11 protein-coding genes are annotated in these 16069 nt (G+C 66.7%); 5 read left to right on the plus strand and 6 right to left on the minus strand.

From position 1 onward, the window contains the following. Nucleotides 1-105 precede the first annotated feature (105 nt). Nucleotides 106-1224: an acyltransferase gene (locus tag DIE23_RS08720; protein ID WP_124611745.1), complete on the plus strand. Its 1119-nt coding sequence runs from the start codon at nucleotides 106-108 to the stop codon at nucleotides 1222-1224. Nucleotides 1225-1737: 513 nt separating this feature from the next. Here DIE23_RS08720 and galU read toward each other — a convergent pair. Then, nucleotides 1738-2625 (minus strand): UTP--glucose-1-phosphate uridylyltransferase GalU, encoded by an 888-nt coding sequence (gene galU, locus DIE23_RS08725; protein WP_011548079.1) that lies wholly within the window; start codon nucleotides 2623-2625, stop codon nucleotides 1738-1740. 229 nt (nucleotides 2626-2854) lie between these two features. Continuing rightward, nucleotides 2855-2998 (minus strand): hypothetical protein, encoded by a 144-nt coding sequence (locus DIE23_RS39445; protein ID WP_006479318.1) that lies wholly within the window; start codon nucleotides 2996-2998, stop codon nucleotides 2855-2857. 214 nt (nucleotides 2999-3212) lie between these two features. On the opposite strand from DIE23_RS39445, the gene DIE23_RS08730 reads away from it, so the two are divergent. After that, the gene (locus tag DIE23_RS08730; RefSeq protein ID WP_124611746.1) at nucleotides 3213-4388 is read left to right on the plus strand and encodes an acyltransferase; all 1176 of its coding nucleotides are present in this window, start codon (nucleotides 3213-3215) and stop codon (nucleotides 4386-4388) included. Nucleotides 4389-4923: 535 nt separating this feature from the next. Here the strand turns inward: DIE23_RS08730 and DIE23_RS08735 are convergent. Genes DIE23_RS08735 through DIE23_RS08745 form a run of 3 tightly spaced genes read right to left on the minus strand, consistent with a single transcriptional unit; the run spans nucleotide 4924 to nucleotide 11061 of the window. Next, the gene (locus tag DIE23_RS08735) at nucleotides 4924-7386 is read right to left on the minus strand and encodes a glycosyltransferase family 4 protein (RefSeq protein ID WP_185646409.1); all 2463 of its coding nucleotides are present in this window, start codon (nucleotides 7384-7386) and stop codon (nucleotides 4924-4926) included. Then, on the minus strand, nucleotides 7383-8849 hold the full coding sequence (locus DIE23_RS08740) for a flippase (RefSeq protein WP_124611747.1): 1467 nt from the start codon (nucleotides 8847-8849) through the stop codon (nucleotides 7383-7385). The genes DIE23_RS08735 and DIE23_RS08740 overlap by 4 nt, the downstream gene beginning before the upstream one ends. Nucleotides 8850-8868: 19 nt before the next feature. Further along, a complete protein-coding gene (locus DIE23_RS08745) occupies nucleotides 8869-11061 on the minus strand; it encodes a hypothetical protein (protein WP_185646412.1) in 2193 nt (730 codons plus the stop codon). 492 nt (nucleotides 11062-11553) lie between these two features. Here DIE23_RS08745 and DIE23_RS08750 point away from each other — a divergent pair, with 492 nt between their 5' ends. From DIE23_RS08750 to DIE23_RS08760, 3 genes are read left to right on the plus strand one after another with little or no spacing between them, the layout of a single operon-like run. Beyond that, complete coding sequence (locus tag DIE23_RS08750) at nucleotides 11554-12618, plus strand: acyltransferase (RefSeq protein WP_124611749.1); 1065 nt, start codon at nucleotides 11554-11556, stop codon at nucleotides 12616-12618. Between the two features lie 35 nt (nucleotides 12619-12653). Then, nucleotides 12654-13700 carry a GDP-mannose 4,6-dehydratase gene (gene gmd, locus DIE23_RS08755; RefSeq protein WP_124611750.1) on the plus strand — a complete coding sequence of 349 codons (1047 nt, stop codon included), beginning with the start codon at nucleotides 12654-12656 and terminating at the stop codon, nucleotides 13698-13700. Continuing rightward, the gene (locus DIE23_RS08760) at nucleotides 13687-14661 is read left to right on the plus strand and encodes an NAD-dependent epimerase/dehydratase family protein (protein ID WP_124611751.1); all 975 of its coding nucleotides are present in this window, start codon (nucleotides 13687-13689) and stop codon (nucleotides 14659-14661) included. The genes gmd and DIE23_RS08760 overlap by 14 nt, the downstream gene beginning before the upstream one ends. A gap of 95 nt (nucleotides 14662-14756) precedes the next feature. Here the strand turns inward: DIE23_RS08760 and DIE23_RS08765 are convergent, their stop codons facing one another. Further along, nucleotides 14757-15950 carry an O-succinylhomoserine sulfhydrylase gene (locus DIE23_RS08765; RefSeq protein ID WP_124611752.1) on the minus strand — a complete coding sequence of 398 codons (1194 nt, stop codon included), beginning with the start codon at nucleotides 15948-15950 and terminating at the stop codon, nucleotides 14757-14759. Between the last annotated feature and the right edge of the window lie 119 nt (nucleotides 15951-16069).

Here is a 16069-nt window from a genome sequence, read left to right on the forward strand (position 1 = left end):
GCATCGAAAAACGCCTTCACGTATAGGTCGAAACGCGTCCGAACGCGAATTACGTTCGATATTTGCGCACCTATACTGACCTCGCTCAGTGCCCCGGATGCCTTCATGCGCGAAGTCAGATACGTCAAAGGACTCGACGGCCTGCGAGCCATCGCCGTCATCCTCGTTTTCCTGTCCCACAAGGGCCACGTCCTCGCTGTCGACGTGGGCAAGCTCGGTGTGTGGACGTTTTTCTTCATCAGCGGATTCCTGATCGTCGGCGAACTGCATCGCAATCGTCAGGCGATCGAGTGCGGCACGATGACGCGCCGCCATGCGCTGGCGCTGTTCCTCGCGAAGCGCGCGCTGCGGATCTTTCCCGTCTACTACCTGCTGCTCGCCGCGCTCGCGATCGCGCACGCGCTGTTCTACCAGCGCGGCGTCAATCTCGGGCTCGCGTGGCACGCCACGTTCCTGTCGAATTACTGGATCGGCGTCGTCAAGGACGGCTGGCCGGGCTCCACGTCGCACTTCTGGAGCCTCGCGGTTGAGCAGCAGTTCTATCTGATTGCGCCGCTCACGCTGCTCACGGTGCCGGCCGCGCGTCACGTCGCGCTCGGCGTCGCGGCCGTCGCGCTGTGCGCGCTCGCGCATCTCGCGCTCTACGCGGTCGGCGCATCGCCGGTGCTGATCTACGCGTTTTCCCCGTGGAATTTCGCGCTGATCGCGCTGGGCGGCGTCGGTGCGATGGCGCTCGCCGATCGCGGCCCGGACGTCGTCCGCTGCATTCCGCCCGGCTGGCTCGGCGCCGCCGGTGTCGTGTTCTTCCTCGCGCTGCCCGCGTTCACGACGCTGCCGGACATCGCAACGGGGCTCGCGGACCTCGGCCTGTCCGCATCGCTCGGCGCGCTGATGCTGTGGATCGTCACCGAACCCGACCATCCGGCCGTGGCACTGCTCGACTGGGCCCCGCTCGTCTATCTCGGCACGATCAGCTACGGCTTCTACCTGTTCCACAACCTGATTCCGGCACGTTTCGGCGAGATGCCCGCGCTGTTCGCGCACGTACCGATGCCCGGAATCGTCCGGGAAGTGCTGCCGGAACTGCTGCAGTTCGCGCTTGCCGTGCTGCTCGCGCATCTGTCGTGGCGCTATCTGGAAAGGCGTTTGCTCGACTTCAAGAAGCCGATCGCCGCGATGCTGGCCCGGTACTTCGTCGCGCGGCCGAGCACATCGCCGCGCTGAGCGGGGCACCGGGACGGACGCGGCGCACCCGGAAAACATGCGTCGGGGCCGGCGACGCCGGGCGCCGAAACAGTGCGGTGATCGGCCGTGTTCATCCATCAGTCCGAGACGCGCGTTGCATCGGTGGACAAACGCCCCCACCTGCGGCACCGGAATGCCTGGTCGCGACATCCATTGCGATTCGACACCCTGACCCGGCATCGACGGCTATCGCACCCCGCAACCGTCGTTCATCAAGCCGCCCGCGACCGGCGCGTCGGCATCGGTTTCATCGCCGCCGCGGTGTCCTGCATCCCATGCATCGCGCAGCGCGGCACGCGAACCGGCATCGCCGCCTGGCGGCACACCGGAATCGGCGCGCACGCACCCGGTCGAATCCGCCCGGATTCAGCACCGCCGATCACCCGCCGCCCCGTGCTTGCGCGTCGCCCGCACGCAAAAAAGCCCCGACGCACGAGGCAGCCGGGGCCAACGGAACAACCACCACCTGAAACAACGGAGCAGCGCGGCTGCTTATGCGACAGCAGCCAGCGCGGGCAGACAGGTACGCAGGTACGCCTCGAATTCGCGGCTCACTTCCGGATGCTGGAGCGCGAGCTCGACGGTCGCCTTGAGATAGCCGATCTTGCTGCCGCAATCGAAACGCGTGCCGTAGTAGCGATACGCGAGCACCTGTTCGTTCGCGAGCAGCGACTGGACAGCGTCGGTGAGCTGCAGTTCGCCGCCGGCGCCCGGCTTGAGCTTGCGCAGGTGATCGAAGATCGTCGGCATGAACACGTAGCGGCCGACCACGCCGAGGTTCGACGGCGCGTCTTCCGGCGCCGGCTTCTCGATGATGCCCGACAGCTTGATGATGTCCTCTTCCCACTCGCGGCCTTCGACGACGCCGTACGAGCGGCTGTCCTCGCGCGGAATCGTCTCGACCCCGATCACCGAGCTGTGATAGTGGTCGAACACGTCGACGAGCTGCTTGAGCACCGGCTGTTCGCCGTGCAGCAGGTCGTCGGCGAGAATCACCGCGAACGGCTCGCCGTGCACGAGCTTCTCCGCGCACAGCACCGCATGACCGAGGCCGAGCGCTTCCGGCTGGCGCACGTAGAAGCAGTTCACGTGGCTCGGCTTGATGCCGCGCACGAGTTCGAGCAGCTTTTCCTTGCCGCGTGCCTCGAGTTCCGCCTCGATCTCGTACGACTTGTCGAAGTGATCCTCGATCGCGCGCTTGCTGCGCCCGGTCACGAAGATCATCTCGGTGATACCGGCGTTGATCGCTTCCTCGACCGCGTACTGGATCAGTGGCTTGTCGACGACGGGCAGCATTTCCTTCGGGCTCGCCTTCGTTGCCGGGAGGAACCGCGTGCCGAGACCGGCAACGGGGAACACGGCCTTGGTGACTTTCAACATGTTCGCATCCTGATTGCGTTGACTGCGCCGCGTCGCCCTGCGACCCGGCGCGATTGTTTTCCGAACGGCATATCGAGAATCGACGACACGGCCAATTCCACTCCGCTCATTTTCGATATGGACCGATTGCCCATGTTTCTGGAAAAAGAGATAATCTGCGAATCCGGTCGATATTGCCGAACCCGGCATCGCGACATAAACAAATTACCGATTTTCCGGATACAAATTCTTACGATTCGAATTCTTCGATATACGGGACGCCGCCCCGCTCGAGACCGGGGCGAATCGGCTCGTTCTTCAGCGCCTCGCGGTACGCCGACAGCACGGCCATGACCAGCAGTACTGCCGCGCTCGCGATCCAATGCATGTCCATCTTGCAGCTCCTTGCATCAATCAACTGGAAGCTTCAAGCTATCAGAAAAAAATCGGCAAATAATTGTGGCGCCTGCGAAACCGCTTTCAGACAGGAATAAAACCACCATCTGAAATACCGTGATTTCGCGACAAGATTTTTTTATTCATTCGCTCGAATTCTTGCGCATTACGATTGGACCATCCCCTTCATCCGTCGCAAGGAATCGAATCGCATGCAAGCTTTCAGCGGATCGTCTTTGACTGCGCCGCCCGTCGCCGACCACAAGGAACACGTGATCGACGCGATGCGCGGGTTCGCGGCGCTGCTCGTCGCCTATTTCCATTGCCGCCAGGTCGTCTGGGTCGGCATGCAGAGCTTCCATCACGCTTACGGTCATGCCCTGAACCCGAGCGTGATCGCCGGCTACCTGACCTTCCCGTTCGCGTGGGGATCCGCCGGCGTGCCGATCTTCTTCGTGATCAGCGGCTACTGCATCCACCGCAACGCGGCGCTCAAGCTCGCGGCCAACCCCGCGTACCGGCTCGATGCGCCGAACTTCTGGGCGCGCCGCTTCGCGCGCATCTACCCGGTGCTGCTCGCCGCGCTGCTGTTCACGTTCGCGATGGACGCGGTCAGCCTGCAGATCGCACCGGTCAGCCACAAGATCCGCGATGTCGGCATCACCGCGTTCCTCGTGAACCTGTTCTCGCTGCAGGGCGTCGCCGGCTACACGTACGGGTCGAACGGCGCGCTGTGGACGCTGTCGCTCGAAGTACAGTTCTACGCGATCTACCCGCTGCTGTTCGCGCTGCGCCGGCGCATCGGCATGCCGGCCATCGTGGCGGCCGTCGCGCTCGTCAACGTCGCATCGGCATGGCTGCTCGAACGGCACGACCTGCAGTTCTTCACGTCGTACTGGCTGTCCTGGACCGTCGGCGCGTGGATCGCCGACGTGCGCGCGCAACCGGCGCGCGGCACCGCCGCCGTGCCGTCGCGCGCGTGGTACCTCGCGGCGGCCGCGCTGCTGGCCGCGGGCTGCGGCGCATTCCATTTCGGCCAGTACGGCGCGTTCCAGCTCTGGGCGGCCGGCTTCGCGTGCTTCCTGTACCGCGCGCTCGCCTGCCCGCCGCGCCCGACGCCGCTGCTGCGCGTGCTCGGCTGGTTCGGCGACTTCAGCTACTCGCTGTATCTGATCCACCTGCCGCTGTTCGTCTGTCTCGGCTCGGTGCTGTTCCACTCCGAACTGCAACTGTCGATCTGGCCGTCGATCGCATTCATGGCCGCCGCGATTCCGGTCGCCTACCTGTTCTACCGGCTGTTCGAACGCCCCGCGATGATGTGGTCGGCGAGCCTGAAGCCGACCCGCGCCGCCCGCGTCGTCGCACCGGCACCCGAACAGGCTGCCTGAACGGCGTTGTTCGCGCTCACGGCCCCCGCCCGGCGTCAGGCTGCGCGGGGGTTTTTCATGGGCAGGACGGACGCGCGGATGCATATGCGTGGCGGCGCCTGGCAGGTACTGCACACCGATGTACGCAAGGCCCGCGTAACGACCACATGGGCGGCTGCGCGACCGCCGCGCCGCTTCCCCTCATTCGAGCCACGGCATGGCCACACGGCGCCGCTCCTGGGTCCCGCGAAGCGATTCCGATCCAGGCGGCGGCCGGGTTCGCGCGCTGCGACGCATCGGTCCGCTCCGTCTCCCGACCGCATCGTCGTTGCAAACCCCTTCCTGCGACTCGGGCCCGCCCCGGATTCCGCCGTTCACGCTCACGCGATCGCTCGCCTTTGCGCAGGTTACCGATTCGTAACGTGCGGTGCGCCCGGCGCGCGACAGGCTCGAGCCCGCCCCAAAACGCAACGCCCCCATGCAGCACAACGCCGCATGAGGGCCGGTTTTCGACGGTTCGCGACGCCACGCTTCGCGTGCCGCCGCCTGCCATTGCCTACCGCTTCTTCGCCTTCGCGGCCTTCGCCGTATCCGCGAGGATCTTCTCGACCCGCTCCACATAGGTTTCGGTGCCGAACCGGCGCACCGCGGTCGCCCGCCCGCTCGCGACGAGCCGCTCGCGCAGCGCGGCGTCGTGCTGCAGCCTGCCCAGCGCATCGGCCAGCGCGGCCGCGTCGCCCGGCTCGCAGAGCAGCCCGTTGTCGCCGTCCTCGATGATCTCGACGACCCCGCCCGCGCGAGCCGCGACCACCGGCCGCCGCGCGAGCATGCCCTCGACGATCACGCGCCCGAACGGCTCCGGCGTGATCGACGTATGCGCGACCACGTCGACCGCCTTCATGCATGCGGCCACGTCGCGCTGGAAGCCGAGGAAATGCACGCGGTCGTCCATTCCGTGACGCGCGACGATCTCGTGCAGCTGCGCCGCGTATTCGTCCTCGCCGAACAGCGGCGCGCCGACCAGCACCACGTGCATGTCGGGATGGCGTGCCGCGGCCTCCAGCAGCAGATGCTGCCCCTTCCAGTGCGCGAGGCGGCTGAACGACCCGACCAGCCATGCGTGCTCGGGCAGCCCGAAGCGCGCGCGAAGCGCGGCCTGGCTGGCATTGTCCAGCGCGTCGAACGGTTCGGCCGAAATGCCGTTGAACACGACGTCGACGTGCTGCGGCGTGAAGCCCGTCAGCGCGCGGAACGCCTGCGCGGACGCATCCGAATTCGCGATCACACGCGTGACGCCGAACCGCGCGCAGTACTTGATCGCCAACAGCTGCTTGCTGCCGAAGTGGTCGCCGCTGACGATGTCGCGCAGGTGCCAGACCACCGGCTTGCGCGCGAGCCGCCCGGCCAGCGCCGCGACCACCATCGCGCGCTGCGTGTTCGCGTAGATCACCTCGGCGCGGCGTGCGCGCCGTGCAACGTCGCGCACCATGCCGACGAGCCGCTTCACTGCGCCGACCGACACGCCGCCCTGCTTGCGCACCCCGGCGAGCGCGCCCTGGTCGAGCACGTCGACGCGCGCGCCGATCTCGTCGAGCGCCGCGCGGAACGGGCCATCGTCGAACAGCAGCACGTCGGCGTTCGCGCGCATGTGCTTCATGATCTCCAGCAGCGACAGCTCCGCGCCGCCGAGCACGCCGCTCTGGTCCAGCACGAGCGTCGCCGGGCCGCGCGCGGCCGGCATCGGCGCGACGGCCGTGCCGCGCTGCGCGGTCGAGCCGGGCAGCGTCGCCTCCACATAGTCGAGAAAGCGCTGACGGAACGTGTCGGCGGAGAAGCGCTCCGCATTCGCGCGGCACGCGTGCGGCGTGAAGCGCTGCGGCGCGCGCTCGAAATCGTCGACCGCCGTGACGATCGCGTGCGGCGTCTGTTCGTCGAAGAACAGCCCGGTCGGATTCGCGTGCGCGCGCGGCTCGAGCACGGTCTCGAGCGCGCCGCCCTTGCCGTACGCGATCACCGGCGTGCCGCATGCCTGCGCCTCGACCACCGAAATCCCGAAATCCTCCTCGGCCGCGAACACGAACGCCTTCGCGCGTCGCATCCGGTCGTGCAGCACCGCGAACGGCTGGTAGCCCATGATCTCGACGTTCGGGCCGGCCTTCGCGCGGATCTTCTGCATCTCCGGGCCGTCGCCGATCACGACGAGCTTGCGCTCCGGCGTGCGCGAGAAGGCCTCGACGATCAGGTCGATCTTCTTGTACGGCACCATCCGCGACGCGGTCAGGTAGAAATCGTCCTTCACCTCGTTCAGCGAGAAACCGTCCACGTCGACCGGCGGGAAGATCACCGCCGCGTCGCGGTGATACACCTTGCGGATGCGTCGCGCGATGAACGCGGAGTTCGCGACAAAACCATCCACCGCATTCGCGGTGCGCGTGTCCCAGTTGCGAATGTAGTGCAGGATCATCCGCGCGAGCAGCGACTTCGGCCCGTGCGTCAGGTTCGACTGTTCCAGATACTGGTGCTGCAGGTCCCACGCATAGCGGATCGGCGAATGCACGTAGCTGATGTGCATCTGGTCCGGCCCTGTCAGCACACCCTTCGCGACCGCATGGCTGCTGGAGATCACGAGGTCGTAGTCCGACACGTCGAGCTGCTCGATCGCGAGCGGCATCAGCGGCAGGTAGCTGCGGTACTTGGTACGCGCGAACGGCAGCTTCTGGATGAACGAAGTCGTCACCGGCTTGCCGCGCACGAACGCGCGATCGTCGAGAAAATCGACGAGGCTGAACAGGTCCGCGTCGGGAAAGCACGCGACGATCTGTTCGAGCACGCGCTCGGCGCCGGCGTACGTGACGAGCCAGTCGTGGACGATCGCCACGCGCAGCGGGCGCGATGCATCGCGTGCGCCCGCTTGCCCGGACGGTTTGGTCCGGCGCAGCGCGGCCGCGCCGGCTTCCGCCACGGCGCCGTCGGCCGTGGCCATGTTCAGGATGGCGTGTTCCGCCAGATCGCGATTCATATCGTTTTCCTCGCATTGAGACGGACGAACAGGTCGCGCACGAGCGCGCGCAGCCCCGGCGTCATCGTGAACGACCACGCCAGGTTCAGCACCAGCACGACCGCGCAGAGGCCGACCGACTCGCCGAGCCCCGACCACGCTTGCGCGAGAAACAGGCTCGCGAGCAGGAAGGCGAGATGCGCGAGCATGTCGAGCACGATCGCGCGCATCCGGATCGCCGACAGGTAAAGCAGCACGCCGTAGTCGACCAGCGCACGGGTCGCGACGACCACCGCCGCGCCGATCAGCCCGAAGTGATGGATGCCGAACCACAGGCCGCCGACGAAGAACGGCATCTCGATGAGCCCGGCGAATGCGGCGCGGGCCGGATTGACCTGCGACTGGATCAGGATCCGCGTGACGCTCGCCTGGCCGACGAGCCACACGCTGATCACCAGCACGCGCCCGACCGGCGCGGAATGCGCGGCGAGATCGGCGCCGACCCACAGCGTGAGGAACGGCGCGAGCGCGAAGATCGCGACGATGCCGACCGGCGTGAACACGCCGTTCAGGAATTCGAGCGACTGGCGCGCGAGCGTGTCGGCATGATCGCGGCCGACCGCCGACAGGCGCGGGAACAGCGTGCGCACCAGCGCGTTCGGCAGCATGTTCAGCCGCGTGACGAGGTTCTGCGGGACCGTGTAGTAGGTGACGAACTTCGCGCCCATGCCGGCGCCGAGCATCACGCGATCGAGCGTGTCGGCGATCATGCTCGCCGTGCTCGCGATCAGCATCCAGCCGCCGAAGTTGAACAACCCTTTCGCGGTGCCCCACTGCGGCGGGTCGATGCGCCGGATCCCGAGCACCTTGATGCTCGCTTGACCGAGCATCACGGCCGCGATCAGCCGCGCGACGACCGCGGCCGCCAGCACCGTCTGCAGGTTCGGCGCGATCCACCACGCGGCGGCGAGCGGCAGCAGCTGGAACAGGAACGTGCCGATCGTCTGGTTCGTGTTGAACACGCCGAACCGTTCGGCACCGTTGATCGCGCCGGCGAACACCCACGACACGTTCGCGAGCGGAATCGCGAGTGCGAGCCACGGCAGCGCGAGATACACCTCGTGCTGCATCGCCGCCGACACCTTCGTGAAATACGCGGTGTAGACGAACGCGCCGAAATAGATCAGCAGGCCGCCGGCGATGCCGGTGCCGAGGTTCAGCCAGAACGCGCTCCAGAAGACCCGCGCGCTTTCGTCCGCGTCGCCGCTCGCGAGCGCCTTCGAGATGTGGTTCTGCGCGGCCATGCTCATCCCGAGATCGAGGATCCCGAAATAACCGATCAGCGTCCACACGAGGCTGACGACCCCGTAGCGTTCGACGCCCAGCGCGTGGATATACGCGGGCACCGTCACCAGCGACACGAAGGTCGGCAGGATCAGCCCGATGAAATTGATCGAAACGTTCTTGAGTATGCCTTTGTCCATGCTTTTGCCCATGGGCCTGTTACGGTTTCCAGCGGTACATGAGCACCTTGCCGCGTGCGTCTTCCTCGACGAACACCAGGTATTCGCCGTTCTCGCGCCGGAACGCGCTGATGCCGAACGGCACGTCGACCCAGCCCGACGCCTTGCCGACCTCGGCGCCCGGGCTCATCACGCCGACTTCCTTGCCCGATTCCTTGTCGTACACGTGGATCTTGCCGACCGGCTCCACCGTGAAGATGTAGCGGCCCTCGACCGTGATCCCGATCAGGTCGAGGATCGGCTTCGCGTCGAGCTGCCACGGCAGCGCGACCGTGTAGCGCACCACCGGCGAGCCGGTCGACCACTTGTCGAAACGCACCAGCACGCGACCGACTTCCTTGTTGATGCCCGGCTGCGGCGGCGCGTCGGCCGTGTAGCCGGTCACGTACAGCGTGTCCGCCTGCGGCTCGTAGATCGCGCGGCGCAGCTGCGTGAACGGCTGCGGCATCGGATAGGTCGTGACCTTGTCGTGCGAGTAGATCGGGTTGCCGGCCTTGTCGATGCCGCCGTAGCTGAAGCGGTGGATCCCGCGCACGTCGCTCGTGCGCCAGATGTCGCCCTTCGTGTCGACCCACCAGCCCCAGCCGCCCGCCTTCGCCTTGCCCGTCGTGTTGGTCGTGAACTCGTCCTCGTCGAGCCGGCCGTTGCCGTTCGTGTCGCGCCAGATCCAGTCGCCGCCCGGCGGCTTGTTCGGCACCTTGTCGATCGGCCGCGCGCGACCCGCGATCAGGCCCGACGGAATCGCGACCTCGCCGTCGCGCTTCGCGTCGAAGCGGTAGATCTTCAGGTGATCGGCGTACATGTCGGTCAGGTACAGGAACGTGCGGCCGTCGACGCGCCGCGCGAACGGCATGCCGGGATACTGGTCCGTGTGGAACACCGGATCGTCCGGATACTTGAAGCGATTCGACAGGAAGCCGGCGTATTTCCAGTCCTGGCCGGGCGGCTTCGACAGATCGAGCTCGAAGCGCTTGTTGCCGGTGTACACGCTGTTCGGCCGTGCCGGATCGAGCCACGCTCCGTCGACGAACAAGAGCCCCTGCACCTGCCAGCGCAGCTTGCCGTCCGGCGTGTAGCTTTCGAGCACCGCGCCGAGCCCCGCGCCGATCGTGTCGTGGCGCGGCCCGATGCCGTTCATCGACACGTACACGTTGCCCGCGCGATCGACGCCCACGCCCGTCAGCCCGTTGAAGCGCTGCGGCCCGGGGCGGCCCGGCACCGGGCCCGCGAAGATCCCGCCGCGCTCGCCGAGCGTGCCGGACGGTGCATAGCCCTTGCCGCCTTTCGAGAAGATCAGCACCTGCTGGCGCGGGCCGTTGTCCGCCACCAGCACGCGTCCTTTCGCATCGACCACCACGTCCACCGCCTCCGTGCCTTCGGGCAACGCGGGCGCGTCGTCGAGCTTGCGGCCGTCCGCGCGCACGTGCACGAGATGCGCGGGCCCGTTGATCGTATCGGTGAGCAGCCACAGCGTGCCGTCGCCGGCGAGCGCGATGCGGCCCGGCTCGTGCGCACTCCACGTGCCCTTCTTCTGCATCGTCTCGGCGTCGTACACGTCGACTTCGTCATGCGCCGGATTCGTCGCGAACAGCGTCTTGTCGTCGACCGCGAGGCCGCCCACTTCCGCCTTCAGCTCGCCCACCTCCGACCGCGCGGGAGCCGCCACCTCGTTCATCACCATGAAGCTCGCGGCCATCCGCGCGCGGCCCGCATCGGCACGCCCGCCGGGCGCCACCTGCGGTGCCGCGCGGAACGGCGCGGGCTGCTTCATGTCGCCGATCGTGCGCCGCGAGATGCCGTACCACTGCTTGCCCTTGTCCGGCCAGATGCCGGGCGACTGCAGATGACCACGCTCGTTGCCGACGCCGATCGCGACGTACGCATACTTGCTGTTGACTGCGACCGCGTTGCCGCCGAGGTTGCCCCAGCCGTGCGTGCCGCCGGCGAAGCCGAGCATCTTCCCGTCCTGGTAGACGCTCGCCTCGGCGCCGCTCTCGTCCCACGGCGCGTTCGTATACACCTTGCCGTCGGCCGTCACCGCGATCGCACGAATGTCGATCTGCGTCCAGCTGCCGTCGCCATAGCCGAACGTGTTGCCGATCCACGACGTGGTCGCGGGCAACACGGTTTCAGCCGGTGCGGCGCTCGCGGACAGCGCCGCGCATACCGTCATGCCAACCAGAATCAGACGTCGCAATGCGCTCTCCAGACTCGATGCGTAAGCGACCGGTGCCGCGGCGTGCTGCCTGCCCGGATGACCTGTCGCTAAATGGGTTTCAAACGTCGCGATGCAGGTTACAAGCAAAAATAATCACAAGAAAATTGGAAATATTTGGGGATGTTTCTGCCTGAAATATCGAGTCGGAACAGCGATAAATGGGTCCGACGAAGCGGAAATATCGACCGCCTTTCATGCGAAGATCCGTAGAAAATGCCGCTCTTGCCCGTCTGACGGGGCGCGCAGCCTGCAAACCTTTCATGTCGTGATTAAAACGACCGGCATTTGAATGTTTTCAGCCGGATAAATGACATGCGTTTTTTTGCCGATTTCTTTTCCCTAGAATCGATTTCGACTCAATATTTCATTTAAACGCATGCATTACGTTCACGCATCGGATGCGCGGCGCGCCACGGCATCGGCCGCGCGTCGCGAAGGAGCGGCGCGATGACGGGCATCTCGCGCACCGCCGACCTCGCCCCGCCGCAACATGGCCGCATCGTGCAGCTCGACGGGCTGCGTGCGATCGCCGTCGGCGCCGTGTTCCTGCAACACGCGCTGAAGGCGCCTCTCTGGATGGGCGTCGACCTGTTCTTCGTGCTGAGCGGCCTGCTGATCACGGGCATCCTGCTCGACCGCAAGGCGCGCGGGCAGTCGTACTTCAGCCACTTCTACGCGCGTCGCGTGCGACGGATCCTGCCGCCGTACGTGCTGCTGCTGGTTGTGTCGACGCTGCTGTTCGGCGCGAGCTGGCTGCCGCACTGGCCGTGGTTCGCGTTCTTCTCGACCAACATCGGGCTGTCGCTCGGCAGCATCGGCCACGACAGCCTGAACGTGCTGTGGTCGCTCGCCGTCGAGGAGCAGTTCTACATCTTCTGGCCGTTCGTCGTGCTGTGGTGCTCGGAGCGCGCGCTGCTGTGGATCGCCGCCGCGCTGATCGTCGCCGCGCCCGTGCTGCGCGCGATCGCGACGCCGTGGTTCGATTCGTTCTGGCCGATCTACTACCTGACGCCGTTCCGGATGGACCTGCTCGCCGCGGGCGCGCTGCTCGCGATCGTGCTGCGGCGCGACCGGCGCGCGCTGGAACCGTTCTATCCGCTCGCGATCGTCGGCGCGCTCGTGTCGCTCGCGATCCTCGGCTGGCTGCACCTGTCGTTCCCGCGGTTCCGCGCGGCGAACACGCCGCTGTCGAATGCCGCGCTCTACAGCATCTCGCTGCTGCTGTGCACGTCGATCGTCGTGATCGCGCTGCGCGGACGCGGCCTCGTGCAGCGCGTGCTGACGAACCCGCTGCTCGTGTACGTCGGCACCGTCAGCTACACCGTCTACCTGATTCACCTGAGCGTGCTGTATGCGCTGTGGCCGCTGCACCTGAACCGCTTCGTCACGGCCGCGCTCGCACTCGCCATCACGCTCGTGTACGCCACCCTGAGCTGGTACGGCTTCGAGCGGCGCCTGACGCGCGGCCCCGCCCGCGGCATGGTGCCCGCCGCCGCGCGCACGACCGCCTGAATTTCTCAATCCATCGTTTCGACCAGGACATTGCCATGAGCCAAGACCGCAAGAAGGCCATCATCACGGGGATCACCGGGCAGGACGGCGCCTACCTGACCAAGCTGCTGCTCGACAAGGGCTACGAGGTCACGGGCACCTACCGCCGCACCAGCTCGGTGAACTTCTGGCGCATCGCCGAGCTCGGCGTCGACACGCACCCGAACCTGTCGCTCGTCGAGCACGACCTGACGGATGCCGGCTCCAGCCTGCGGCTGCTCGAACGCACGCAGCCCGACGAGCTGTACAACCTGGCCGCGCAGAGTTTCGTCGGCGTGTCGTTCGACCAGCCGGCGACGACCGCCGAGGTCACGGGCGTCGGCCCGCTGAACCTGCTCGAGGCGATCCGCGTGGTGAGCCCGAAGACGCGTTTCTACCAGGCGTCGACGTCCGAGATGTTCGGCAAGGTGCAGGCGATCCCGCAGACGGAAACGACCGCGTTCTACCCGCGAAGCCCGTACGGCGTCGCGAAGCTGTACGCGCACTGGATGACCGTGAACTACCGCGAGTCCTACGACCTGTTCGGCTGCAGCGGCATCCTCTTCAACCACGAATCGCCGCTGCGCGGCCGCGAGTTCGTCACGCGCAAGATCACCGACACCGTCGCGAAGATCAAGCTCGGCAAGGCGACCAGGCTCGAGCTCGGCAACCTCGACGCGAAGCGCGACTGGGGCTTCGCGCTCGAATACGTCGAAGGGATGTGGCGAATGCTGCAGGTCGACGAGCCCGACACCTACGTGCTCGCGACCAACCGCACCGAGACCGTGCGCGACTTCGTGCAGATGGCCTTCGCGGCCGTCGGCTACCAGATCGAATGGACCGGCAAGGGCGAGCAGGAACGCGGCCTCGACGCGTCGAACGGCAACGTGCTCGTCGAAGTGAATCCGAAGTTCTACCGCCCTGCCGAAGTCGACCTGCTGATCGGCTGCGCGGACAAGGCCAAGAGCAAGCTGGGCTGGGCCCCGGAGACGACGCTCGAACAGCTTTGCCAGATGATGGTCGAAGCGGATCTGACGCGGAATCGTCACCATGACACGTACTGACGCCGGACATCCGTCGCGTCGCGCATTCGTCACGGGCCTGACGGGCTTCACCGGCCGCTACATGGCGCAGCGCCTCGAGGCGGCCGGCTACGACGTGTGGGGCACCGTGGCGCCCGGCGCGGCGCGACCGGACGATCCGGCGTTCGCGAACTGCACGCTGCTGCCGGTCGACCTGCTCGACGCGAACGCGATGCGCGCGGCAGCCGCCGACGCGCGGCCCGATGCGGTCGTGCATCTCGCCGCGCGTGCGCACGTCGCGCAGGACGAGCCGTCGCAGACCTATGCGGTCAACATCGTCGGCACGCGCAACCTGCTGGCCGCGCTCGCGGGCCTCGATCGCCGCCCGTCGGCGGTGCTGCTCGCCAGTAGCGCGAACATCTACGGCAATTCGACGGCCGGCGTGCTCGACGAGACCGTCGCGCCCGCCCCCGCGAACGACTATGCGGTCAGCAAGCTCGCGATGGAATACGCGGCGAAGCTGTGGGCCGACCGGCTGCCGATCGTGATCGCGCGGCCGTTCAACTACACGGGTGTCGGCCAGGACGATACGTATCTGCTGCCGAAGCTCGTGTCGCACTATGCGCGCAACGCGCCGCGCATCTCGCTCGGCAATCTCGACGTGAGCCGCGATTTCTCCGACGTGCGCGACGTGACGGCCGCCTACCTGAAGCTGCTCGAAGCCGCGCCGGCCGGCGAGACGTTCAACATCTGCTCGGAGCGCGCGTATTCGCTGAAGGAAGTGCTGGCGATGCTGTCGCGGATCGCCGGCTACGTGATCGACGTGACGATCGATCCGCGTTTCGTGCGGCACCACGAGGTGAAGCGCCTGAGCGGGTCGCGCGACAAGCTGCGACGCGCGGTGGGCGAGCTGCCCGTGACGCCGCTCGACGACACGCTGCGCTGGATGATGGACGCGATGCGCAATGTGCCGCAGCGCGCGCAGGTTGGGCAGGCCGGCTGATTCCGCCAACGTGCGCGCCGCCCCCCTAAAAGACAACGGGCCGCTCTGTCGAGCGGCCCGTTGTCATGTCGGCCCTGAAATCGGTGCCGCCGCACTCAGCCCTCGAGGCCGCGCGCGAGATCGTTGCGCACGTCGCCCGCGTTTTCCAGGCCGACCGCGAGGCGGATCAGCCCTTCGGTGATCCCGGCGGCCGCACGCGCTTCCGGCGTGATGCGCGCGTGCGTCGTCGTCGCCGGATGCGTGATCGTCGTGCGCGTGTCGCCGAGGTTGCCGGTGATCGAGATCAGCTTCGTGCTGTCGATCACGCGCCATGCGTTCGCGCGCTGCTGCTCCGGCGTGTCGCCCTTCAGCTCGAACGATACGATCGCGCCGCCTGCCTTCTGCTGACGCTTCGCGAGTTCGTGCTGCGGATGCGATTCGAGCCCCGGGTAGAACACGCGCGCGACGGCCGGATGCGAATCGAGCCAGCGCGCGATTTCCAGCGCGTTCGCCGACTGCTTCTCGACGCGCAGCGACAGCGTCTCCATCCCCTTCAGCAGCACCCACGCGTTGAACGCCGACAGCGTCGGGCCGGCGCTGCGCACGAACGGGAACACCTTGCCCATGATGAATGCCTTGGAGCCGACCAGCGCGCCGCCGAGCACGCGGCCCTGCCCGTCGAGGAACTTCGTCGCCGAGTGCATCACGACGTCCGCGCCGAGCTTCAGCGGCTGCTGCAGCACCGGGCTGCAGAAACAGTTGTCGACGACGAACAGCGCGTTCGCGGCCTTCGCGATCTTGCCGATCGCCTCGATGTCGGCGAGTTCGGTCAGCGGGTTCGACGGCGTCTCGAGGAAGAACATCTTCGTCTCGGGCCGCACCGCTTCCTGCCATGCGTTCAGGTCGGTCGGGTCGACGAAGGTCGTCGTGATGCCGAACTTGCTGAAGATCTGCGAGAACATCCCGAGCGTCGAGCCGAACAGGCTGCGCGAGCTGACAAGGTGATCGCCCGCCTGCAGCGCGGACATCACGACCGACATGATCGCGGCCATGCCCGACGCCGTCGCGATGCAGGCTTCGCCGCCTTCGAGCGCGGCGAGACGATCCTGGAACATGGTGACGGTCGGGTTCGTGAAGCGCGAATAGGTGAAATAGTCTTCCGAATTCGCAAAGCGCTCGGCCGCCTCGGCCGCGCTCGTGAAGCAGAAGCTCGACGTGAGGAACAGCGCTTCCGAGTGCTCGTTGAAGTCGCTGCTGCGCAGCGTGCCCGCGCGCACGGCGAGCGTGTCGAAGTTGAGGGAGTCGTCCATGTTCCGTTTTCCGTATTCGAGGGTCGCGCCAACGGTCATGCATCAGGCGCGAGCCCAGCCACAAAATCAGGCCAAAACAAAAAGCCCGCTATGCGTCGGCATCAGCGGGCTTCGGTGCG

It is taken from the genome of Burkholderia sp. Bp9143 (assembly GCF_003853645.1).
In the GTDB taxonomy this organism is placed as follows: Bacteria; Pseudomonadota; Gammaproteobacteria; order Burkholderiales; family Burkholderiaceae; genus Burkholderia.